General features: G+C 51.2%; 16 protein-coding genes. 7 read left to right on the plus strand and 9 right to left on the minus strand.

Annotation, left to right across the window (positions count from 1 at the left end):
* Position 1: 1 nt before the first annotated feature.
* The 3 genes from NT073_RS09405 to NT073_RS09415 all read right to left on the minus strand — a co-directional run bounded on the left by NT073_RS09405 (position 2) and on the right by NT073_RS09415 (position 3,941).
* Complete coding sequence (locus tag NT073_RS09405) at positions 2 to 1,327, minus strand: MFS transporter (protein WP_297372792.1); 1,326 nt, start codon at positions 1,325 to 1,327, stop codon at positions 2 to 4.
* Between the two features lie 324 nt (positions 1,328 to 1,651).
* The gene (locus tag NT073_RS09410) at positions 1,652 to 2,929 is read right to left on the minus strand and encodes a mandelate racemase/muconate lactonizing enzyme family protein (RefSeq protein ID WP_297372244.1); all 1,278 of its coding nucleotides are present in this window, start codon (positions 2,927 to 2,929) and stop codon (positions 1,652 to 1,654) included.
* A 67-nt stretch (positions 2,930 to 2,996) separates the two neighbouring features.
* Positions 2,997 to 3,941, minus strand: a complete 945-nt coding sequence (locus tag NT073_RS09415; protein ID WP_297372247.1) for an RraA family protein — start codon at positions 3,939 to 3,941, stop codon at positions 2,997 to 2,999.
* A 504-nt stretch (positions 3,942 to 4,445) separates the two neighbouring features.
* Here NT073_RS09415 and NT073_RS09420 point away from each other — a divergent pair.
* The 6 genes from NT073_RS09420 (at position 4,446) to NT073_RS09445 (ending at position 14,943) form a co-directional block, all read left to right on the plus strand.
* Positions 4,446 to 6,962: a glutaminase family protein gene (locus tag NT073_RS09420; protein WP_297372251.1), complete on the plus strand. Its 2,517-nt coding sequence runs from the start codon at positions 4,446 to 4,448 to the stop codon at positions 6,960 to 6,962.
* A 29-nt stretch (positions 6,963 to 6,991) separates the two neighbouring features.
* Positions 6,992 to 8,929 (plus strand): sugar-binding domain-containing protein, encoded by a 1,938-nt coding sequence (locus NT073_RS09425; protein WP_297372254.1) that lies wholly within the window; start codon positions 6,992 to 6,994, stop codon positions 8,927 to 8,929.
* Between the two features lie 169 nt (positions 8,930 to 9,098).
* A complete protein-coding gene (locus NT073_RS09430; protein WP_297372256.1) occupies positions 9,099 to 9,470 on the plus strand; it encodes a BlaI/MecI/CopY family transcriptional regulator in 372 nt (123 codons plus the stop codon).
* Positions 9,467 to 11,872, plus strand: coding sequence for a TonB family protein (locus NT073_RS09435; RefSeq protein WP_297372258.1), 2,406 nt, complete (start codon positions 9,467 to 9,469; stop codon positions 11,870 to 11,872). The genes NT073_RS09430 and NT073_RS09435 overlap by 4 nt, the downstream gene beginning before the upstream one ends.
* Positions 11,869 to 13,287 carry a M56 family metallopeptidase gene (locus NT073_RS09440; RefSeq protein ID WP_297372260.1) on the plus strand — a complete coding sequence of 473 codons (1,419 nt, stop codon included), beginning with the start codon at positions 11,869 to 11,871 and terminating at the stop codon, positions 13,285 to 13,287. Before NT073_RS09435 ends, NT073_RS09440 begins: the two co-directional genes overlap by 4 nt.
* A 186-nt stretch (positions 13,288 to 13,473) precedes the next feature.
* Positions 13,474 to 14,943: a DASH family cryptochrome gene (locus NT073_RS09445; protein WP_297372262.1), complete on the plus strand. Its 1,470-nt coding sequence runs from the start codon at positions 13,474 to 13,476 to the stop codon at positions 14,941 to 14,943.
* An 87-nt stretch (positions 14,944 to 15,030) separates the two neighbouring features.
* Here the strand turns inward: NT073_RS09445 and NT073_RS09450 are convergent, their stop codons facing one another.
* The 3 genes from NT073_RS09450 to NT073_RS09460 all read right to left on the minus strand — a co-directional run bounded on the left by NT073_RS09450 (position 15,031) and on the right by NT073_RS09460 (position 18,401).
* A complete protein-coding gene (locus tag NT073_RS09450) occupies positions 15,031 to 17,232 on the minus strand; it encodes a S9 family peptidase (protein WP_297372265.1) in 2,202 nt (733 codons plus the stop codon).
* Between the two features lie 90 nt (positions 17,233 to 17,322).
* Positions 17,323 to 17,907, minus strand: a complete 585-nt coding sequence (locus NT073_RS09455; protein WP_297372268.1) for a YcxB family protein — start codon at positions 17,905 to 17,907, stop codon at positions 17,323 to 17,325.
* A gap of 77 nt (positions 17,908 to 17,984) precedes the next feature.
* On the minus strand, positions 17,985 to 18,401 hold the full coding sequence (locus tag NT073_RS09460; protein WP_297372270.1) for a DUF4783 domain-containing protein: 417 nt from the start codon (positions 18,399 to 18,401) through the stop codon (positions 17,985 to 17,987).
* 133 nt (positions 18,402 to 18,534) lie between these two features.
* On the opposite strand from NT073_RS09460, the gene NT073_RS09465 reads away from it, so the two are divergent.
* Positions 18,535 to 19,047 carry a phosphoribosyltransferase family protein gene (locus NT073_RS09465; protein WP_297372273.1) on the plus strand — a complete coding sequence of 171 codons (513 nt, stop codon included), beginning with the start codon at positions 18,535 to 18,537 and terminating at the stop codon, positions 19,045 to 19,047.
* Positions 19,048 to 19,156: 109 nt separating this feature from the next.
* Here the strand turns inward: NT073_RS09465 and NT073_RS09470 are convergent, their stop codons facing one another.
* The 3 genes from NT073_RS09470 to NT073_RS09480 all read right to left on the minus strand — a co-directional run bounded on the left by NT073_RS09470 (position 19,157) and on the right by NT073_RS09480 (position 23,771).
* The gene (locus NT073_RS09470) at positions 19,157 to 19,333 is read right to left on the minus strand and encodes a hypothetical protein (protein ID WP_012930624.1); all 177 of its coding nucleotides are present in this window, start codon (positions 19,331 to 19,333) and stop codon (positions 19,157 to 19,159) included.
* 92 nt (positions 19,334 to 19,425) lie between these two features.
* On the minus strand, positions 19,426 to 22,437 hold the full coding sequence (locus tag NT073_RS09475; protein ID WP_297372277.1) for an SNF2-related protein: 3,012 nt from the start codon (positions 22,435 to 22,437) through the stop codon (positions 19,426 to 19,428).
* 434 nt (positions 22,438 to 22,871) lie between these two features.
* Positions 22,872 to 23,771: a glycoside hydrolase family 16 protein gene (locus tag NT073_RS09480; protein WP_297372280.1), complete on the minus strand. Its 900-nt coding sequence runs from the start codon at positions 23,769 to 23,771 to the stop codon at positions 22,872 to 22,874.
* Between the last annotated feature and the right edge of the window lie 143 nt (positions 23,772 to 23,914).

Here is a 23,914-nt window from a genome sequence, read left to right on the forward strand (position 1 = left end):
TTTATCTGGATTTCACCCGGCTAAACACGAAAATGTACAGCATCGTCCAGGCAACCAGATAGGCGAAGCCGGCGATGTAAAAAATGATATAATACCCTTCCGACAGGCTTCCCAACGCTTTATAATGGTCGAGGATACGACCAACCATCAGCGGAAATACGGCTCCTCCCATCGTTCCGGCCATCGTTCCCAAGCCAACCACCCGACTCAGCACCCGCTTGGGAAACTGATCGGCGGCCACGGTAAAAATATTAGCTGACCAGGCCTGGTGAGCGGCCACAGCTAGGGATAAAATACCGATTACGGGCCACATGCTGTTCATCTGGCTAATGGCCATAACAGGTGTTATACAGATCGCGAACAAAGCCATTGCCCACTGCCGCGCCCGGGTCGGGTGCCAGCCTTTCCCAATTAACCTGGACGACAGCCAGCCCCCCCCAACGCTGCCAATGGTAGCTGCCAGATAGATAACGATGAGCGGAGCCCCCAGCTTTTTCAAATCCAGGTGGTAGATATTCGACAGGTACGAAGGCAGCCAGAACAGGAAAAACCACCAGATAGGGTCCGTCAGTAGTTTGCCGCTCATGAATCCCCAGATGGCTTTGTTGGAAAAAATCGGATAGCTGGTTTCTGCTTTATCCGCAAGCAGATCTGTGGCGGCAGCATCTCCGGCAACAGACGGTTCAACGGGATCGGAGGTGATATGGGCTAACTCAGCCGCGCTCACGCGCTTATGCCGGGCGGGTACTTCGTAATAAAACCACCAGGCCACAATCCAGAGGAAACCCAGCGCACCGGTGATGATAAAAGTCATTTGCCAGCCCAACATAAGGGCCAGGGGCGGCACAACTGCCGGAGCAACCACCGCCCCAATATTGGCTCCGGAGTTAAAGATACCCACGGCCAGCGCGCGTTCTTTCTGCGGAAACCACTCGGCCACGGTTTTGATCGAAGCAGGAAAATTACCGGCTTCACCAATACCCAGCAGCGCCCGGGCAACCATAAATCCGGCCGTACCACCCGCCAGTGCATGGCCCATAGCCGCCAGACTCCAGACCACAATAGCGCCGATATAGCCTAGTTTCGTACCAACCCGATCAATGATGTACCCGGCTAGTAAGGTCGATGCTCCGTAAAAAAAGGTAAAAATGGTTACCAGATCGCCGTAATCTGTTTCACTCCAGTTGAACTCCTTTTCCAGAACGGGTTTCAGCAGACTCATGACCTGCCGGTCGAGGTAGTTGATGGTCGTTGCGAAAAAGAGCAACCCAACAATGATCCATCGGTAGTTACTGGAGGCAGGCAATGCATCACCAGTAGGCCTCAGGGGATCGGCAGCAGCGGGCGTGGGTTTTGTTGTCAAAGGAGGAGTGCGATTAGGGTGAGTGTCGGTCAGACTACTCTAAAACATGGCTAGCCGGTTTACTTACTGTACAGAACCGGCTAGCCAGACATATCTACCTGGTTTTCAAAGTACTACTCGTATGATTCCCTCCCCTGCGCTTTGCACCGCTGTGACCTTATCCACACATCGAAAAGTTATCCACACTTAAACAGGCAAAAACACCTACTTATCCACAGCCGAGTCGATCAAAAAAAGTATTGAATGCGTCTTTTCAACTAATTGAACGGTACCAGCGGGCTCGGTTCACTAGACAAAGAACGGCACGTCTTTCGGCGCGTATTTACGCATACCTTCTTCGTTGATCTCAACACCGATACCCGGTTTATTGGACAGCGGTATGAATCCTTTTTCGACCATCGGGCCATCGAAGGTGACGATTTCCTTGAACATCGGCTCTTCGTGGAAGTAAATCTGCCACTCCAGAATCAGGAAGTTGGGAACCGATGCGCACACGTGGCTAGATGCCATTGCGCCCAGGTACGACGCCACCATGTGCGGAGCAAACGGCACGTAATACAGATTAGCCAGGTTAGCAATCCGCTGCGCTTCGCCCAGACCACCTGCTTTCTGCAAATCGGGCATAATAATGTCGACGGCACCAATTTCGAGAAGCTTGCGGAATCCGTGGGCCAGATAATGGTTTTCACCGGCACAGATTGGTGTGTTAGAAGCTTCCCGAATCTGTCGGTACGCTTCTGGATTTTCGGCGGGGATGGGCTCTTCGAGGAACAACAGGTTCAGCGGCTCCATCATCTTGGCTACGCGTCGGCCCGTGGTTACGTCGTACTTACCATGCATATCTACGCAGATGTCGACTTTCGGCCCAACGGCTTTCCGGACCCCAGCAATCTGGTTGTACATCCGCTCCAGTTCGCCCTGGCTGGCGGTCCAGTTGTAGGCATCGTATTTGTTCGGGTCGTTGCGCTCGTCGATGTCGTACTTCACCGCTGTAAATCCCATGTCGACCGCCCGTTTGGCACTTTTCCCGAAGGCTTCGGCGCTGGTATCAGTTTCCCGATAGGCTCCGGTATCGCAGTAAACCCGAATCTTATCCCGAAACTTACCCCCCAGCAGCTGATACACGGGCATGCCGAGCGCCTTACCGGTCAAATCCCAAAGGGCCGTTTCGATTGCCGACAACACAGAGATATAAATGCCGGACTGAGCCCCTTCGAAGAAGCCTGACTTTCGAACGTCTTCGAATAAACGATTGACGTTAAGCGGGCTTTTGCCCTTGATCCGTTCGCCCATCAGTTTCACCAGATGGTAGGTTCCTACTGAAGCATCGACGGCTTCGCCACAACCCCAGATGCCCTGGTTGGTATGGATTTTCACGAACAGGCTATGGCCACCGCGCGTATAGCCGCATTTAATGTCAGTAATTTTTAGATCGGAGGGGGCCGAAGAAAGGGGAGCATTGTGGACGGCCGTTTCCAGCCCTTCCCCGAATGTAGATAATGTAGTAGCCGCTAAGGCACTGGCAATGGCGCCTTTAGTCAAAAAAGAACGACGAGATGTTGTCATGTTTTAGGAAAGGAAAAGGTACTTTATTAGGATTTATACCAAACAGCTTCCAGCTGTTTGGTATAAACTACCAGGTGCGGGTTTTGAGGTATTCCTGAATCTGCTCTTTAGGGACGGGCAGTTCGCTGACGTGGGCGTTGAGCCACTGCGAAAAATCCTTCTCGATGGCGTCCGACCAGCGGGAGTCGATCTGCCCCGGCGTGTATTTCTGCTCCCGCAACCGCAGGTGTCCGAACATGTCACGCAGCCGAATGATCTCCGACGTTTTCACCACTTTCTCAGCCAGATGGGGCGGAATAAACGCCACCCCGCCATCACGACCCAACACGATATCGCCTGGCATCACCATCACTTTTCCAATGCGCGTTGGGCGGTTGATACCCACCAGCGTCGTATTCAGGTTTCCCTCCGGGTTATGGTGTGAGGGGTGATAACTTCTAAAATAAGACGTAAAACCGCCAATCTCTTTCAGTCCGGCCACATCCCGAAGCGCCCCTTCGTATACAATACCATTACCCGTTTTGGCATAGATCGAGTTGCCCAGGTTGTCGCCAATGGTTGGTCCGTCTTCGTGCATGCCGTATTGATCCACCACATACACATCGCCCTTTACAAGCATGTCAATTGGCCAGGCATTCTGCGATTTCACCCGGCCATCTTTGGTATGTCCTTTTTCGTCCGTTACCCGGTGTACGTCCGGCCGACCTGGCATAAACGTTGCCGTCAACGCACGTCCTACCAAAACGCTGTCGGGGTTGATGGTTTGCCAGTCGCCCGCATACTGATACCGGTAGTTTTCGCCTTTCATGACCGCCCAGGCTTCTTCGTGAGTTACCAGTTTCATGCGTTTGATAATAGCATCCGGCACTTTCGGACGGCCATCCGGGAAGCGCTCCCCTTTCCATTCGGGCGTCAGGAAGATCAGTTCCTCCTTCGAGATTTGCTGTGCAACCGATACCGACGCCAAGCCGGTCAGTAACAACACGGCGGTCATTACGATTACCTGTTTCATTGAAAATAGTAAAAATTAAACGTTTAGGATTTGGAAAGAATAAGACGAATAACGGGTTCATCTACCCTTAATAAGCTCTGGTTATAGGCTCCTGAAAGAGCCGTCATAAGACGTGATTATAAAAGTCTTTCATAATTTTCGCATTTGCAACCGATTGCAAAATATTACTGGAAGAATAATTTAATTATAAATTACTTATATACTATTTATAGTAAAACAGTTTGCCAGGCACTCCCCTAACGGCGGCTAGTACTGACCTGAATCGCTTATAGCCTTGAATACATAATACAATCGGTTGCATATACAGGCGAACGATTTTTTTTAATTCTTCCTTTTCAGCTATTTCCATTGCGGCCTTCTTAGTATACGGAACATCATTGCAGCAAGTGAACAGGACGGCCCGACCGGGCTGTACCAAATTATTCACGTCAATAAGTAAAGCTGTGCCAACATATGGTTTATGTTGTGGATGATTTCCGTGTATCTACCAACCAGATAGTCCCAATGCAAAAAAACTCGGCTCTTTTCATTGCCATTGCACTTCTTTCCTCACTCGTTGTCGGGCAGCTTTCTGCCCAGAATCTTCGCCCACCAGCCTACCCGCTTATTACCCATGACCCTTACTTCAGCGTCTGGAGCATGACCGACAAGCTGACTGATTCGCCTACGCGGCACTGGACCGGCAAGCCCCAATCGCTGGAAGGTATTATCCGGGTAGATGGCAAAGCATATCAGTTTCTGGGTGCCGTACCCACCCACTACGAAGCCATTCTGCCCACCGGCGAAACACAGTCGTACACGGCTCAATACACTACCAAAAAGCCAAATACCGGCTGGGAAAAGGCCGATTTTAACGCCAGCGACTGGCAATCAGGGCTGGGTCCTTTCGGCGATACGCCCGAAGCCAAAACGAAATGGGTCACAACCGATAAAGACGGCATTTACTACCGCCGGGAGTTCACCTATGATGGAAAAGCCGACCCGGCTAAACTGCTGTTGTCTATCAATCATGACGATGATGTAGTCGTTTATTTGAACGGCACAAAAATCCTCGACAAACCCGACTATGTGAGTGAGTACGTTAATCTGCCACTCCCTCCGGCGGGGCAAAAAGCCCTCCGCAAAGGCAAAAATGTACTGGCAGTGCATTGCGTGAGCCCTCGGGGCGGTTCGTTCATCGACGTAGGCATCCTGAACCCCATTACCACTACAGCGATTACGGCAGCGACCCAAACAGGCGTGACGGTGTCGGCCACCCAAACCGATTACCTCTTTACCGCCGGGCCGGTGGACCTGGTCGTCAATTTTATGTCGCCCCTGTTGCTGGACGATCTGGACGTTGCCGCCCGCCCGATTACGTATGTTACCTTCGAGGTTCGTTCGCAGGACCGCAAGCCGCATTCGGTGCAGGTTTATCTGAGTGAATCTGGCACGATGGCAACGAATACGATTGGCCAGGAGGTTGTCCTGAAAGCGGGACAGGCACCGGGACTGATCTTTCAGACCGTTGGCACCGAGGCACAGCCCGTTCTGGCAAAGAAAGGCGACAATATACGCATCGACTGGGGGTACGCCTACCTGGCCGCTCCACAGGAAACGGGCAATCAGACGGCCAACGGGATGGCCCCCGGCCTGAAAGAGGCTTTTCTGATGAACGGACAACTCCCTACCGATAATAAAGCTGCCGTACCGGGCAACAAGCCAAGAGCCGCCGTAGACGTTGCCATTGCCAGCGTACTCGACTTCGGCAACGTGTCGAAATCTGTCGAAAAACACCTGATGCTGGGGTACGATGACCTGTATTCGGTACAGTATTTTAAGCAGAACCTACGCCCGTGGTGGCGTCGGGATGAGAAAACGACCATGGTCTCGCTCTTGCAGACCGCCGAAAAAGACTACAACCGACTTCGGGAGAAATGTGAGAAATTCGATAACCGGCTTTATACCGACGCCAAAAAGGCCGGTGGCAAAGAGTACGCAGACCTGTGCGCGCTGGCGTACCGGCAAGCCATTGCCGCCCATAAAATAGTAGTCGGACCAAAAGGCGAAACACTTTTCCTGTCGAAAGAGAATTTCTCCAATGGCTCCATTGGCACGGTGGATATCACCTACCCATCGGCCCCATTATTTCTGCTTTACAATCCAACTCTCTTGAAAGGCATGATGGAGCCTATTTTCCAGTACTCGGAGAGTGGTCGCTGGAAAAAGCCGTTTGCCGCGCACGACGTGGGGACCTATCCGCAAGCCAACGGTCAAACCTACGGTGAGGATATGCCCGTGGAAGAGAGTGGCAACATGCTGATCCTGGCCGGGGCTATTGCCGGAGCCGAAGGGAACGCGGACTATGCCAAACAACACTGGAAAACCCTGACGACCTGGGTCGAATACCTCAAAAAAGACGGTTTTGACCCGGCTAATCAGCTTTGTACCGATGACTTCGCCGGTCATATTGCCCGCAACGCCAACCTATCTGTTAAAGCTATTCTGGGCATTGCGGCTTACGGCAAAATGGCCAATCAGCTGGGCGATAAGGCAACCGGACAGAGCTATCTGCAAACGGCGCGGGATATGGCCGTTAAATGGCAGCAGTTATCGATGGATAAAACGCTCAACCAACTGCCTCACTATGACCTGACCTTCGAGAATCAGAACGACACCTGGAGCCAGAAATACAACCTCGTCTGGGATAAACTACTGAATCTGAATATCTTCCCTAAAGAGGTAACACAAACTGAAATCGCCTATTACCTGACCAAGCAGCGCACCTACGGCCTCCCACTCGACAGCCGCAAAACCTACACTAAATCGGACTGGATCGTGTGGACGGCCACCCTCGCCAAATCGAACCGCGACTTCGAAGCGTTCATCAAGCCCGTCTGGAAATATGTTAACGAAACGCCGACGCGGGTACCACTGTCCGACTGGCACGAGACCACCAACGCCAAACAGGTTGGTTTTCAGGCCCGCTCAGTCGTGGGTGGCTACTACATCAAAATGCTGGAAGGGAAACTGAGTAAATAAGCTTGACCACCCCCAACCTACTATAAATCATGAGATTCAATCAATCCCTGTTCACGCCATTGGGCCTCCTTCTACTGACTACGGGCCTTGCCGTTACGCAATCGCCTGCCCAGAATACGCCCCGAACGGCCCCCATCATGAGCCGGTGGGAGAAGCAGCTAACGCCCGAGAACGCCTGGCGTGAATACCCGCGTCCGCAGATGGTCCGCAAACAATGGCAGAACCTGAACGGTATGTGGGACTATGCCATTACGGCCAAAACCGCTCCCCAGCCAACAGATTTTTCGGGACAGATTCTCGTACCGTTCAGCGTAGAATCGACGGTATCGAAGGTCAACAAATCACTCACCGCCGAGCAGCGCCTGTGGTACCGCCGAACCGTTAGCGTACCCGCCGACTGGGCCGGACAACGGGTACTGCTGCACTTCGGGGCGGTGGATTATGAATGCAGCTTGTGGGTCAATGGCGGGCTGGTGGGTTCGCATACCGGCGGTTCGGATGCATTTAGCTTCGACATTACCGATTACCTGAAAGACGGACAGAATCAACTCGTACTGGGCGTTCTCGATCCTACTTCAACGGGCGAACAGCCACGCGGCAAACAGTTGATGAACCCAAACGGCATCTGGTACACGCCCGTGTCGGGTATCTGGCAAACGGTCTGGATGGAGCCGGTGGCGAAGCAGACCTACATTGAAGAGGTAAAACTAACGCCTGAACTGGATGCGGGTCGTGTCCGGGTCGATGTACTGCTCGACAAGCCCGCTAACAATTACACCACTGCCATTCGATTAACGGCGATGGACGGTAGCCAGACCGTAGCGACAACACTGGTCCGGGCCGGACGGAGTGCTTACCTGACCTTGAAGAACCCCAAACTCTGGTCGCCCGACAGCCCGTTTCTGTATGACTTCAAGGCCGAACTGGTTACCGTAACGGACCCTTTTGGCGATACGCCCCGCAACAAACGCCCGCGTCAGGACGACGCCCTCAACAAAGCTTTCGCCGGTGCTACCGTAACGGGCAGTCCGCTCGATGTGGTAACCGGCTACTTTGCCATGCGGAAAATCGCGACGGGTCGCGGGCCGGGCGTCGGTACGTCGGTGGCCAACCAGCCGGTATTGCTGCTGAACAACAAATTTGTTTTCCAGAATGGCCCGCTCGATCAGGGCTGGTGGCCCGGCAGTTTGCTGACGCCCCCCTCCGATGAAGCCATGGCGTTTGAAATTGATTTCCTGAAAAAGTCGGGCTTCAACATGCTCCGGAAGCACATCAAGGTAGAACCCGACCGCTATTATTACCTGTGCGACAAGATGGGCATGCTGGTTTGGCAGGATATGCCGTCGGGCTTTCTGGAAGGCCAGAACGAAGCCCCCGGCGATCAGTCGGAGCCCATTCGCCGGTCGAAGGGGAAAGAACAGTTTGAACTGGAACTGCGCCGTATGATGAACCGCCTGCATAATCACCCCAGCATCGTTACCTGGGTGGTGCATAACGAAGGCTGGGGCCAGTACGACAACAAACGCCTGGCTGATTGGGTAAAAGCCCTCGATCCCAGCCGGACCGTTAACGCCAGCAGCGGTTGGAACGACCTCGGCGCGGGCGATTTCTACGATATTCATACTTACGAGCCGGAACCCAACGCACCCGCCCCCAAAACCGACCGGGTAGTGGTTATTGGCGAATTTGGCGGCATTGGCTGGCCGGTACAGGGGCATTTATGGAACCCCGAGATGCGCAATTGGGGCTACCAGACCTATCAATCGGCCGACGAGGTGTTGAAAGCCTATCAGAAAAAATACGCCAAAATCGTGGAGTATTATCAGAAACAGGCGCTGTCGGCGGCTGTGTATACGCAAACAACGGACGTAGAAGGTGAAGTCAACGGCCTGCTCACCTACGACCGCGAGGTAATCAAAATACCCATTGAAACGCTGAAAAAGATTCACGCGCCTTTGTTTAAGTAGTCAGTTGTACCCGGCAGCAAGATGCTGTCGGGTACAACCAGAACACAAAGCCCATTCTGACGTCAGAACGGGCTTTTTTATTTCCCCCAAAAAATTAACTAATAAATTAGTTGTAAAACTAAACCATTAGTCATACATTTCGTTCATAATCAATAAACCACTGTAATTCATGGCCATACGCGACCTTACCAAAGCTGAAGAAGAGATCATGCGGGTGCTTTGGCAGCTTCAGAAAGGCTTCGTCAAAGATGTGTTAGCCGAACTGCCCGAGCCCAAGCCAGCCTACAATACCGTGTCGACCATTATCCGGATTCTGGAGAAGAAGGAGTTGGTCGGGTACCGGGCCTACGGAAAAACGCACGAGTATTACCCACTCATTACCGAAGAAGAATACCGGCGTTTCCAGACCGAGCAACTCATGGCGAACTACTTCGATAATTCGCTCAAAAAACTGGTGTCGTTTTTCGTGCAGGACAAGAACATCAGTCTCAGTGAAGCCGACGAAATCATCAAGCTCCTAAACAAACAGAAAGATCAATGAACGCCCTCGACTACCTCCTTAAAGCGAACCTCTACGGTCTGCTGTTTGCCAGTTGTTATTGGCTGTTGCTGCGTCGGCATACGTTTTTTGGACTGAATCGGGCGTATCTGTTGGCCTCGGTGGTTCTCTCCCTGAGCCTGCCAATGGTTACGCTACCTGCCAAAACCGTAGAAACACTCCCGATGCCGGTGGGCGTTATGGCGTTCCCCATAAGCCCCATCCCGGTAGCTACGGTCGAAGCCCCCCAACCCGACCCCGGCCCCGATTGGGAGCAACTCGCTTTGTGGGGGTATGGACTCGTTGCGCTGGCGTTACTAACCCGGTTAGGCATCCGAACCGGCCGTCTGCTGCGACTGATTAGCCGGTCACCCCGCTACCCGCGAGACGGGTATGTACTGGTACAACCCAACGACCCGACGCTTCCGACCTTCTCGTTTTTCAACTACGTTATCCTGAATCCCGCCGATACCGACAATGCGCTGATTACTCGGCACGAGCTGGTGCATGTTCGCCAATGGCATAGTGCCGATGTGCTGGGGATGAGCATGGTGCAGGCTATTTTCTGGGCGTGCCCGGCGCTGGTGCTCGTATCCCGTCTACTCCGTCAGGTACACGAATTTCTGGCCGATCAGCCTGCCACGCAGCCAACCGAATACGCTCGGTTTCTGGTAGCTTACTCCTTTGGTGCGCACCCTGCCTTGAGCGGCCCCGACACCCTAACGAACAGTTTCTTCAACCCGTCGCTCCTCAAGCAACGCATACTGATGCTGCAACAGAAGGCCACGACCCGCTGGGCGCTGGGCAAGTATGTACTAATACTTCCACTGGCGTTTGGATTGCTGGCAATGACCACGGCACGGGAAGAGATTACGGCCGCAGTGGACTCGTTTCAGGATGAAGGGATTACGGTAACGGGAAAAGTGACGAGTTCGGTAGATGGCAAGCCATTGCCGGGGGTCTCCGTTGTAATTGTGAACACAAGAAGAGGGATAAATACGACCGCAACCGGTGAATTTACATTAACAAACGTCCCTAAAGATGGATCATTAGCCTTTAGTTTTATTGGATATCGTACTGATTTTCTGACGCTTGACGCGTTCAAAAGCAGAACGAAAAATAATCAACTATTGCTCAGCCCGAAATTGACACCTACTCTACAGGATGAACTCCCACCGATGGGCGCAACAGCCGCTTACAAGGCTATCAAACCCAACCCGGCAATGCCGATTCGAACACCACCCTCTTCAGAAACTATCAATGGGGAGGTATTCACTGCCGTTGAAGAACCAGCCGTTTTTCCTACAGGTATTCCGGGATTGATGCAATACGTGGCACACACGCTTCGCTATCCAGCTAAAGCTAAAGCGTCGGGTATTCAGGGAGATGTGTATGTCATATTTACGGTACTGCCTACTGGGGGTATTGGTGATGTGAAGATTAATAAGAATATAAAACGAATTGGCGGTGGTTGCGAAGAAGAAGCAATACGGATCGTAAGTCAGATGCCAAAATGGCTTCCTGCCAAACAAAATAACAAACCGGTTTCCATTCGGTATCAGCTACCGATTCGGTTTGAACTTGAAAAGACAACTGACGATAAGCGAACGGGACAGACATCGGGTAATCAATTGAACGATGTACATGTAGTTGCCTACGAACCAACAGCGACGCCAACACCCCGGAAACAGGTATCCCTGACAGGTGACGAAATTTTTACTGTTGTTGAACAGGTACCCGAATTTCCCGGTGGTATACGAGCTCTATATCAGTACCTGGCCCGCAACTTACGTTACCCGGTAGAAGCTCGCCAAAACAAAGTACAGGGCCGAGTATACGTGAAGTTTATTGTCGACAAAACCGGCGACATCCGGGAACTACGCGTTCTGAAAGGCATTGGCGGTGGCTGCGACGAAGAAGCTATCCGGGTAGTGAGTCAAATGCCGAACTGGATTCCCGGTAAGCAGCAGGGTAAGGCCGTGTCTGTTATGTACAATCTTCCCATTCAGTTTTCGCTCGAAAAAAGAACCGACGATAAGCGGACCGGGCAGGTTATGCCCACCCAGAAACCAAGTTCGGAGCAACCTGGCATAAACACTCAGGAGAACAGCAAAGACGAGCCATTTACATTCCTTAAGGACATGTCGGCTGGCAGTAAAACCCGGTACGCTATGCCCCTACCGGATTCCCTACGAAAGTCGGGCACAAGCTTTACGATACGAAGTAATAGATTCATGACCGGCGAGCCACTCATCATCATTGATGGTGTCGAAGCGAAAAGCGGCATTAGCCACCTCAACCCAAATGACATAGATAATGTCACAGTCTTGAAAGGCGAATCAGCAGCGGTTTACGGCGAAAAAGGTAAAAACGGCATCGTAATCGTAACCACGAAAAAGAAATGAACACGCTCCCCTATCTCTTAACCGCCAGCCTGTATCTGCTGTTGTTCTACGGCTGTTACGCGCTGTTGCTTCGCCGGAACACCTTTTTTGGTATGAACAGAACGTATCTACTGGCTTCGGTCATGCTTTCGCTGCTGCTACCGCTGGTCGAGCTACCCACCGGAACGGGCGACTCCCTGCCCGTGGGCACCATTACCTTACCAACACTGGTCATTGGCAGCCCGCAACCGCAATCGGATGCCCTAACCGCGTCGCAGTGGCTATGGTTGCTATACGGACTGGGTGTGCTGATTATGCTCATCCGGATGAGCGTCCATTTAAGCTCGTTATTTCGCCTGATCCGGCGCGGCACGGCTAAACGCACCCCCGCTTATACGCTCATACAACTCCCGACTGACGATGCGCCGTCGTTCTCGTTCGGCCAGTATCTGGTGCTTAACAAGACGGATGCCCGTACACAACCCGAAGCCCTGATGCGTCACGAAGAAGCGCACATCCGCCAGCGCCATACCGCCGATGTGCTATTTCTGGAGGTTACACAGGCTTTTTTCTGGTTCAATCCGGTGCTCTGGCTGTACAAACGCTCCCTTCAGGAAATTCACGAGTTTCTGGCCGACCAGGCCGCTGTTCGACAGATTGGCGCCCCTTCAACGTCCGACAATCGGCTTTCCGCTCCCCCCACCTATGCGCAACAATTAGTGGCCTACGCACTCGATGTGCCCATGACCGCCCTGACAACACCCTTTGTTTCTAAATCAACCCTCAAACAACGCATCGTTATGTTACAAAAACCACAATCTCCCCGCCGGGCGCTCCTCAGCTACGCTCTTGCCCTGCCACTGGCCGCCCTGCTGACCATGTGTACCCAATCGGAGCAGGATCAGACCGCACTCACAACAGCCGAAGCCTCCGCCCGGAAAACGGTAAAAGTATCCGGTGAAATCTTTACCGTAGTTGAACAACAGCCCGAATTTCAGGGAGGCATGAAAAATTTAGGTGCCTATCTGGAACAGAATTTGAAATACCCTGAAGCCGCACTAAAAGCGAATGTTACAGGCCGGGTCTTTGTCCGGTTCATTGTTACCAAAACGGGTGAGATTACCGATGTGCAAATCCTGAAAGGTATTGGCTACGGAACCGATGCCGAAGCGGTGCGAGTAGTACAAAATATGCCTAAATGGCTACCAGGGCGGCAGAATGGTCACCCGGTCAATGTTCAATACAACCTCCCCATTAACTTTCAACTGGATGAGGCAGCGCCGGTTACAAGTGCCTCGGCGTTCAAAGGTATAGAGGTCTTTTTTGTTGATGGGAAGCCCGTTACCGAAAACGAATTCAAGGCTATTTCACCGGATAAAATTGCCCGGATGGACGTCGACAAACCTAAAAAAACAGTCTCCATCACCACAAAATAGCATATCCAACCAACCCTGACAGGGGTTGACTATGGATAACCGGGGGCGCAGGCCTCGGATCGGACGGAGCCTGGAGGTCAACCCTGATCAACCCCTAAAGGGGTTAGTTTATGGCTTTTTTTGGTGCGTAGTGAACCAGTACAGGATGCGATTCATTAGTAACAGACAACCGTTCTCTTGTTACTAATGAATCGCATCCTGTACTGGTTTCGTAACGACCTTCGCCTACACGACAACGAGGGATTTGTACGTGCGCTTGAAAACGCTGATCAGGTGTTACCCGTATTTGTATTCGACCCGCGCTGGTTTGCCGCGCATTCGCAACTGGGGTTTCGCCGAACATCGGCCTTCCGGGCCAATTTCCTGCTCGAAAGTGTAGCCGATCTGCGCCTGTCCCTCCGGAGCCGGGGTGCTGACCTGATTGTGCGCGTAGGGAAACCCGCCGACGTGCTGGCCGAACTCGCTGGAGAAATTGGCGCCACGGCAGTGTACGCGAGCAAGGAAATTACACAAGAAGAAACCACGCAGGAAACGAAGCTCAGCACGAAGCTGAAACCGCTTAATATCGACATTGAGCTGTTCTGGATGAGTACGCTCTATCACGTTCGTGATCTGCCGTTTACCATCTCGCAACTGCCCGATGTATTTAGCAAGTTCAGACAGCAACTTGAAAAAAAGGCTACCATCCGGCCAGCTTTCACCCCGCCAACCCGTATCGAACTCGTACCGAATATAGACCCCGGCGCTCTACCAACGTTATCAGCGCTTGGGTTCGACGATACAGACATTCGCCTGATTTTGCAACCCGATGCCCGTGGGACAGTGCCCTTCAGCGGGGGCGAAACGGTGGCGCTCACCCGACTCGACCGATACCTTTGGCAAACCGACCTGATTGCGACCTACAAAGAAACCCGCAACGGCCTGCTGGGCGAGGATTATTCGAGCAAATTTTCGGCCTGGCTGGCTACCGGGTGCCTGTCGCCCCGCAAAATTTACGAGGAAGTGACCCGGTATGAAACCGAACGCGTTCGCAACGAGTCGACTTACTGGCTGATTTTCGAGCTGCTCTGGCGCGACTTTTTCCGGTTTGTGGCCCTTAAGTTTGGCACGCGCATCTTCAAACGGAGTGGCATCAAGCACGACCTACATAGAACATACGGGCGCGACGAAAACCTGTTTCGAAAATGGACCGAAGGCCAGACGGGGATTCCGTTCATTGATGCCAATATGCGCGAGATGAATGCAACGGGTTTCATGAGCAACCGGGGGCGGCAAAATGTGGCCAGCTTTCTGGTTAACGATCTGGGTCTCGACTGGACCTGGGGAGCCGCTTACTTCGAGAGTAAACTCATTGACTACGACCCATGCAGCAACTGGGGAAACTGGAACTACGTGGCGGGTGTCGGTAATGATCCGCGCCAGTACAGCAACGGCCAGCCGCGTTACTTCAATATACTCAGCCAGGCCCTCCGCTACGACGAACAGGGCGACTATGTAAAACACTGGCTCCCCGAACTAACCAGCGTACCAAACGATCAGGTACACCTCGTTTCAAATTTAACGGTTCAACAGCAGGAAGCGTATGGTGTAGTGCTTGGTCATGATTACTCGTTGCCGGTTGTAGATCCGAACAAATGGGTATCTACCCCACCCTAACCCCGCCCGGAATGCCGGACTACCTCGTAATAGGGAGAGGGGCTACTGCTGGCCAGACATCTGATCGACAAAACAGTACTCGTACGTCTACAGATTCGTTTCCACAAAATTCGTCAGCATCTGATAGAGGTGCAGGCGGGTATTGCCGCCGTAAATGCCGTGGTTTCGGTTGGGGTAATAGAAGGACTGGAATTGCTTACCAGCGGCAATAAGAGCATCTTCAAAGGCGACGGAGTTCTGAAAGTGTACATTATCGTCGCCGGTGCCGTGTACGAGTAGAAATGGGCCACGCAGTTTGGTCGCGTGCGTAACGGGCGAATTTTCGTCGTAACCCGCTGCGTTCTCCTGCGGCCGTTTGAGGTAACGCTCGGTATAGATAGTGTCGTAAAAACGCCAGTTAGTGACGGGAGCCACCGAAATACCGGCTTTGAAGACGTCGGCCCCGAGGGTCATGCACAGCGCACTCATGTAGCCGCCATAACTCCATCCCCAGATACCAACGCGGGCCGGATCAATGTAAGGCAGTGTCTTCAGCTGTCGGGCAGCGGCAATCTGGTCTTCGGTTTCGAGCTTGCCGAGCTGGGCGTAGGTAGCGGTTCGGAAGGCGGCTCCGCGAGCACCCGTGCCCCGTCCATCGACCGACACAATGATGTAGCCTTTATCCGCCAGGGTCTGGTACCAGAAAAAGTCGCGGCTATCCCAATCGTTTTTTACGGTCTGAGACCCCGGTCCACCGTATACGAACATCAATACCGGGTATTTTTTTGCGCCCGTGCTGTCGAAGTTCGCCGGGCGAATCATCCAGCTATTCAGCGGAGAGCCATCGGCCGCTTTGGTTTGAAAGAACTGTTTTGGCTGGATTTTATAACCCGCTAACCGGCTTTTCAGGCCGTCGTTCGATTCGAGTACCCGCAGGTCGCGGGTTGTTTTCGTATCTCGTAGACTGACCCGCACCGGCGCATTTGCTGATGTATGATACAGCAAGTAATAGGTAAAATCGGGGCTGAAATTGGCGGTGTACGTACCCGGCAGCGTAGTCAGCTTTTGTTTGTTCTGCCCATTCAGGCCAATTCGGTATAGATGCCGTTCGAGCGGAGACGTTTCAGTAGATGTAAAAAAGATCGTGCCTGTTTTCTCATCTACACCCGATACGCTGGAAACCTCAAAATTGCCGGTCGTAACAGGTCGAATAAGCTGGCCATTTATAGCATACAGATACAACTGCTTGTAGCCACTGCGTTCGCTACTCCAGAGAAACGACTTACCATCGACAAGGTACGTCAGGTCGTCGGTAAACTCCAGATCGACGTAAGTGGCACTCGTTTCGGTCAACACCGTTGTGGCTTGCCCGGTAGCTGCGTTTACGTGCAGCAGGTCGAGCTTATTCTGAAGCCGGTTCATCCGCCGAATCGACAGCAGTTCCGGGTTTTTTGTCCATTGAATGCGGGGCAGATATATATCGGTTTCGGTGCCCGTTTGCGCCAGTATTTTTTTACCCGTGAGCACATCGACCAGCCAAACGGACACCCGTGAATTGGCTTCGCCCGCTTTCGGGTATTTGAAGCGGTATTCTACCGGATACAAGCCGCCCCAAAGCTGCATATCGTATTCGGGAACGCGGCTTTCGTCGAACCGTATCCAGGCCAGCCGCTTGCTATCCGGCGACCATTCGAACGCCCGCGCCATACTGAACTCCTCTTCATATACCCAGTCGGCACCCCCGTTGATGATGGCGTTCAGCTTGCCGTCGGTGGTGAGTTTTGTTTCCTTTTGGGTAGCCAGGTCAACCACAAACAGATTGTTATTCCGCATGAACGCCACCTGTTTGCCATCGGGCGAGAAGGTAGCGTATTGCTGCTTACCCGCTTTGCTCAACTGCGTTAGCGCTCTGGTGGTCAGATCATAGACATAGAACTCCGCCTTACTCGACCGGCGGTAGATGGGTTCTTCCTGGGTTGTGATGAGCAGCTTCCGTTCGTCGGCCGACAGTTGGTAACCCTCTACGCTAACCCGTTTTGCTGCATCTGAAACGGTTGCCTGCCGGGCATCGAAAAGAGTTTCTACGGCTGCGCCGGTGGTGATGGAAAACTTCATGATTTTCTCACCGTCGAGGGTCGTATAAAAACCACCGGCTTTCATCCAGTTAACCGCATCAACGGTACGCTGGGCAAATACGCCCTGATTGCGCCCCCAAATGTCATCGAGCGACACATTCTTCCGGGTTTGGCCAATGGCTGGAAGAGCAACAAGAAGAAGGAGAAACCGGGTCAGAAACTGGGGGGCGGTCATGAGCGTTTTTTTAGTCTGTATACAAACGGAACGGTTCGCCATTGCAACGGCGAACCATGGCAACGGCGAACCGTTTCTTGGAAAGGCACTCTACTTTACGGGTTCAGCAGGAACATTGCCTGGCAGAAGCCCTTTGCGTTTCAGCAGGGCATCGGTAAAGCGCAGGTCATTTTCGCTGGTGAAGATGCTATAGGGTAAATACAGGAATTGCGCTTTCGCCAGACCTTTGGTCACAGTTTTAGCAATCCAACTGGCCTTTACGTTCGACATGGCTTCGGCATTGTCCAGAAACAGGATGTAAGCGTCTTTGTCTTTGAAAACACCATTGATCTGGCTCCATTTCAGGATACCGCCTTCTTTGGCGTTGATTCGCATCAAAATTTGGCGACTGTCGATCTCGTAGACGTATTTCTGAAATAGCGCCTTGCTCTGTTCCATCTGAGCGATGCCCGTAATCTGAACAGCCCAGAACAGCACGTACAGGATGGTGAGGAGCACAACAACAATGTAGATCCAGTAATTCGGATAGATGTTCGTCAGGCTCAGCACGACGTTCAGTAAAATGAGCGCCAGCGGCACAAATCCCCATTTCCAGTTGTCTTTTACCCACTGGCGCAGGGCAATATTAATATACGTTTTTTGGTCTAACGCGTATTTTTTTGTCTTAACAATCATAGCACCTCTACATGAAAGTGCAAAGATAAGAGAAAGATGTAGGATATAGGATGTATGATATAGTGCTGAAACATACATCATACATCTTTCTTCTCTTTCCGAAAGTGCAGGGCGTTTATGGCGTACTGATGGTTGTTTGTCTGGCGCATCAGCACATATACAGAAAACACCTGCCCGTTGGTTTCGTAGGTGCCGGTGCTGTAATACAACCGGTCTGACGAACCCCGGTATACAAACTGAAAACCATGCGGTGGGTATTTACGAAAGAAGGAACGTAAAATCAGTTCGGCGTGGGTAGCTTGCAGGGACTTAAAGTCAACTTTTTCAGTGTCGATGACCAGTTCAATTGTTTTGGCAAAACGCGCCGATAACCGGCCTGCATCACCACTACGCAGGGAGGTTCCTACGGTCTGGGTAATGTCGGCCTCTATGGATCGTGTTCCCGGATGTACCAGGACCAACAGACTAAAAATAAAACTAAATACCAGGTTCATAGCTGTCGAGAGTAGAGTCTCTTTTCACCACAGGTGGCGAAAACTATGCCAACTAAATACCCCTGCGCTATATTTCATTGCCTAACGCCTTTTTCCCCATCTTTGCGGGGTCAATCCATTTTACGATTCGCTTATGAATACCGTCCAGCCAACGCTTATCCTGAATGCCGAGCAAATCCAGCAGAAAATCAAACGGATAGCCTTTCAGATTTATGAAAATAATTTTGAAGAGGCCACGCTGTTGCTGGCGGGTATTGCGGGAGAGGGCTACATATTGGCCCAGGCCTTGGCCCGTGAGTTAAAGACGATTGCCCCGTTTTCAGTGAGTTTACTCCAGCTGAACTTCGACAAAACACAGGTAGCACAGCCTACCGTGACGGTCGACCCGCCCGTAACCAGTTACAGCGATGCCGTTGTTATTGTTGTGGACGATGTGTTGTATACAGGCCGGACACTGGCATTCGGTTTACAGCCTTTTTTGAGCCAACCCGTCCGGAAGCTACAGGTAGCGGTTATGATTGATCGAAATCACCCCCGTTACCCAGTAGCCGCCGACTATAAAGGGTACGAACTCAGCACTACCCTCACCGAACACGTCGACGTTGTGTTGAGCGATGAAGGACGCATGGGAGTCTATCTGAAGTAGTGGAGTGGGTGAAATGGTGGAGTGGTTGATTAGTGAAGTATGCTTACACATCAATTACTGCACCAATTCCCTTATTTCACTAACTCCACCAATCCACTTACTTAACCATTTACACTCTTGTGCTCCTCACCAGTCCAATACCGGCAAAGAAGAAGATGCCGCCCAGAATAACATACACAAAGGATGCCTGAGAAACTCCTCCTTTGGTAAAGTCGATGCCGCCGTAAATAAGGCCGATCAAACCAGCCAGCGTCAGGATAATGCCTAATATGCTTTTCGCATTCATACGTTGAGTTTTTTAGCGTGAACGGTTTATAACCGGGTTAATAACTAGCGTCAGCTAAAATCCTCCCTGAAATACTTATTTCTTTTATCGACTTACTCCAGAAGCACCATAATATCCTCTTTAGTAAGTGCTTTCATGAAGTTTTCCTCTGTGGTAATCAGGCTGCCAGCCAACTGTTGCTTGGCCCGCTGCAACGACAGAATCTTTTCTTCAACGGTATTCTTGGCAATGAATTTGTAAGTAAAAACCGTCTTTTGCTGACCAATTCGGTGCGCCCGGTCAACGGCCTGGGCTTCAATGGCTGGGTTCCACCAGGGGTCTAGAATAAATACATAGTCAGCCGCAGTGAGGTTGTGTCCCAGCCCACCCGCTTTTAGTGAAATCAGGAATAACTTCACCGAATCGTCGGTCTGAAACAGCTCGACCTGGCTTTGGCGATCAACCGTCGACCCGTCCAGATAAGCGTATTTAATATTTTTTTCTTTCAGGTACTGCCTCACAACAGTCAGATGCTTAATGAACTGACTGAACACCAACACCTTATGATTTTCCGTCATGGCGCTTTCCAGCCGCATAAGCATATCGTCCAGCTTACCCGAATCGCCTTCGTACTCGGCATCGACCATGCGGGGGTGGTTGGCGATCTGGCGGAGCTTGGTCAGGCCCTGCAGAACAACCATCTGCGACTTGGCAATGCCTTCCTCTTCGATCCGTTCCAGAATCAGGTTTCGGTAATATGATTTGGCTTCTTCATACTGGGTCGCCTGATCGGGAGTCATGTCGCAGTAGAGTACACTTTCTACCTTAGGCGGCAAGTCGGTGGCCACCTGCGCCTTGTTTCGCCGAAGCATAAACGGCTTGATCAGTCCATACAGCTTGCTGGTTTTTACTTCGTCATGTCGTTTCTCGATCGGGATCTGGAACTCGTTTCGGAAGAATGACTGACTACCCAGCAAGCCGGGATTGATGAATGACATCTGCGACCAAAGGTCCATAGTACTGTTCTCAATCGGCGTGCCCGTCAGAATGAGCCGGTAGGCATTGTTGAGCTGCATAACAGCTTTGGTAATGTGTGACGACGGGTTTTTAATGGCCTGCGATTCATCGAGAATGACGTAGTTGAAGCGGTAATCGCTCAGCAGATCAATGTCGATCCGGACAATACCGTATGAGGTCAGGATAAGATCATAGTCGTCGAACTGGGCGGTGTTCTTCTCACGGTAAGTTCCCGTGTAAATCATCACCCGTAAGTCGGGGGTAAATTTCCGGGCTTCGAGTTCCCAGTTATACAGCAGCGACGTGGGCATAACCAGCAGGCTTGGCTCCGTTACTCCTGCTTCTTTTTGTCCCTGCAGCATGGCCAGCGTCATTACGGTTTTACCAAGTCCCATATCATCGGCCAGACACCCGCCAAATCGGTACTGCCGCAGGAAATTCATCCAGTCGTAACCTGCTTGCTGGTATGGGCGGAGGTTACCGATAAATCGGCTGGGCAACGGAAACGGCTCAATTTCTTCAAAATCGCGCAGCCGTTCAAGTTTACGGCTAATGATGGCTGTGGCCAGATTATCGCGCTCCAGTTCCTGCACCAGCGCGATGTGGTGTTTGTGCAGCACCAGCCGCCCATCTTCGTCAATCCCGTTGGGGTGTTCCAGGAAGCCGAACAGTTCGGAATATTTGGTAAACCAGGCTTCGGGAATAACCGCTATTTCGCCATTGGGAAGGGCAAATTCGTGTTTCTTATTAAGGATGAGCGTCCGTAGTTTCAGGAACGGGATTTCAAACTCGCCAAAGCGAACATTGGCGTAAATATCGAACCAGTCGCGACCTTCTTTAATGGACACATTGATGCTCGAATAGCCCAAAAAGTAACGCTTGGTATCCTGCGCGTCCTGCCGAAGCAAAAATCCAGCTTCCTGAAGCTGGTTGTTATTATTGGCCAGCCAGTTGAAGGCTTCGGCTTTCGACAGCGCCAGCCGGCCATGCCGTAAATCCAATCCCGAATCGCGTAGAAACGAAAGCTTCTGCCGTTCCATCCGCTGATCCCGCCGAATTTTATGGAAGACGTACTCGTCGTTTTTCTTTTCCAGACTTACATTGGCCGATGCCCCGAAGTTATCGTATCGAAAGGTAAAATCGCCGTATTGAAACGACAGGTCGAACATAATTCGCTGGTTGCTGACATCCTCGTTGTCAACAGACTCGGTCCCATCCTGAAACAACGCCACCGGAACAGGCTTGCTCGACTGCACCATTTCGGCAACTGTCAGAACGGGCACTGGTTCCATGGCTTCGGTTCTGATCTCGAACCCTTTTGCATACACATCGTAGGAAGCAATGAGGGGCGTAACGAACCGTTCGTAATACTGCTGCTCGATATTACGCGGAATAACGATGTGGTTTTTCGCAAAGAACGGCCGAAGTTTTTTGCCATCGACGTTCTTACTAAAGTGATAGAGCCGATTGTTGACCAGCAGATAAGCTGGTTCATCACAAATCATCAGTGCATCTTTGAACTGAAACTCAACCCGCTCGGTATCAACCGGCCCGCTATCTTTACCATCTCGTGGGCGGTCTTCTCGTGGGCCTATCGGATAGCGGATAATGGGGAAATAGTGGGTAGAGTCAGCATTTCGGACGAAGTGAAAATGCACCCGTGCCGGTTCGGGCATCCAGACGATGGATTCCCAGGCTGGGTTCCCATCATTACCCATGATGTAAAAAGGCTTGCCGGGCAGCAGAGCCATAATTTTAGCCTTGATGGTTTCCAGATACCCCCCAATAGCCTCCTGAACTAGTTTATCGCCTTTCTGTGAATCGTATATTTTCAGAAAAAAATCAACGGCGGGCAACTTTCGGGTATTGAACTTCTTAACGATGGTATCCTGCTGAATGCTGTCGATAAGCTTGACCAGTTCAAAATCCCGCTCGTCTAATCCTTTGGCAAACTCCCCAACATTTTGGGTCGACAGCGTCTGGTTTTGTAACGTTAGTTCCCCTTTACTGTTACGTTGCACAACAAAGGCCTCAATAAGATAGCCCAGGAACTCGTGATCCAGCAATGAATACACGATTTGAAACGGTTGCAACGGTGAGACTTTCATGGTTCAATATCATTCAACCCAGCCTTTAAAAGACCAGACCGAACGTCGGGAAGAGGGTGAACAATAGCGGTTAAAGACTAGCGTGGATGGCGCGCTGACATCTGCAAAAAAACTAATCAACTCACTCATTGTGAGTTGATTAACCGAGGTACACAGTTGTCAAAGATTTCAAATATACGAATCAAAACAAAATGTACAAGTAAGAAATTGACAAAATCAGTGAATGGTAAATATGCCGTATAAAAGTGATAGAAATTGAGGAAATATAGCAGAAGAATAGCCACGAAAGGGCAAAGAGTGGAGACCAGCGGGGAAGGAGTTGCCGAACTTTATTTCTGAGGAAACGCTGGAGTCCGGAAGCACCGGTATGCGCAGACTACATACCAAGTATGATAGATGACCTTCTGTCATCACCGACAATAGAGGTGGGCTACCTATTTTTTCAAATAAACTTTTATCCAGTCAACCTGCATCACCCCTTCGTTCTCATTGAGGGGTATTTCATCGGCAGTGGGAAGAGTATCCTCTATCGAAAAGAAGTCTCCGCCAACGGCCTGATTCAACGAAATCCGCTGTGGTTTTTCAAACAATTTCTCCACATAATTCCCCTGCTTGATGTCAATAATCTGACCATCCAGCAAAAACGTTAGTGAGTCTTTCTGCCAGATTACTTCATACACGTGCCAGCGATCCGTCAGGTTAGTAGTACTGATTATGTATTTTTCTTCTCTGGGAACGAGCCGTCGGCTCTGCTCATTATCATAGAAGTAAGCATTCTGGAAAGCGTAGGCCTGCTGCCCACGAGACTGTACAATGGCAATACCGCCATTGGTTGGCCACTTTTCGCCATAAGACCAGAAAGAAGGCCACATACCGTAGCCAGTAGGTAGTTTGATCCGGGCCGCTATTCGCACCTGACCTTTGGTACGGTTAGGTGAGAACACGGTTTTTGATTCAATTCGGGCCGAGGTAAAGTCAAAATCCTTTATGGTATTATCGACATCCGGGCGGTATTTAGGCCCTCTCACCTTCTCTTTTTTAGCCCTGATTAGCAATAGCTTATTGGCTGAATTAGTAGGATCTTGAATAAGTGTTAAGTTGTTCGGGCTATTAGTATATAGCTGCAGTTCATTGTTAAAGCCGCCCCCTATCCAGAACCTCCAGTTGGACTTGGCTGTATCCATCGGACTTATGTCGAAGTTGTCGTCCATGGTATTGCTCCAGCCATCCATTGCCAACATCGAATCAGCTGATTTGGCATAATCATAATCCCGAATCCCTAATTCGTCAGCTTGGCTGGTAACAACCGGAGAAATGGGAGCCGAAGGTAACATGATAACTTGCCTACAGCTTAACGTAGTTGCTATAAAGGTGCCTGGCAGAACCAGCAACCTTAATAAATAAGAAACCCGGGTACGTTTCATAGGAGTAGAAGCAGGCTGTTTTATAGCTAGAGAAACCCTAGCTATTTACCCGA

The organism is Spirosoma sp., assembly GCF_026391055.1.
GTDB lineage: Bacteria > Bacteroidota > Bacteroidia > Cytophagales > Spirosomataceae > Spirosoma.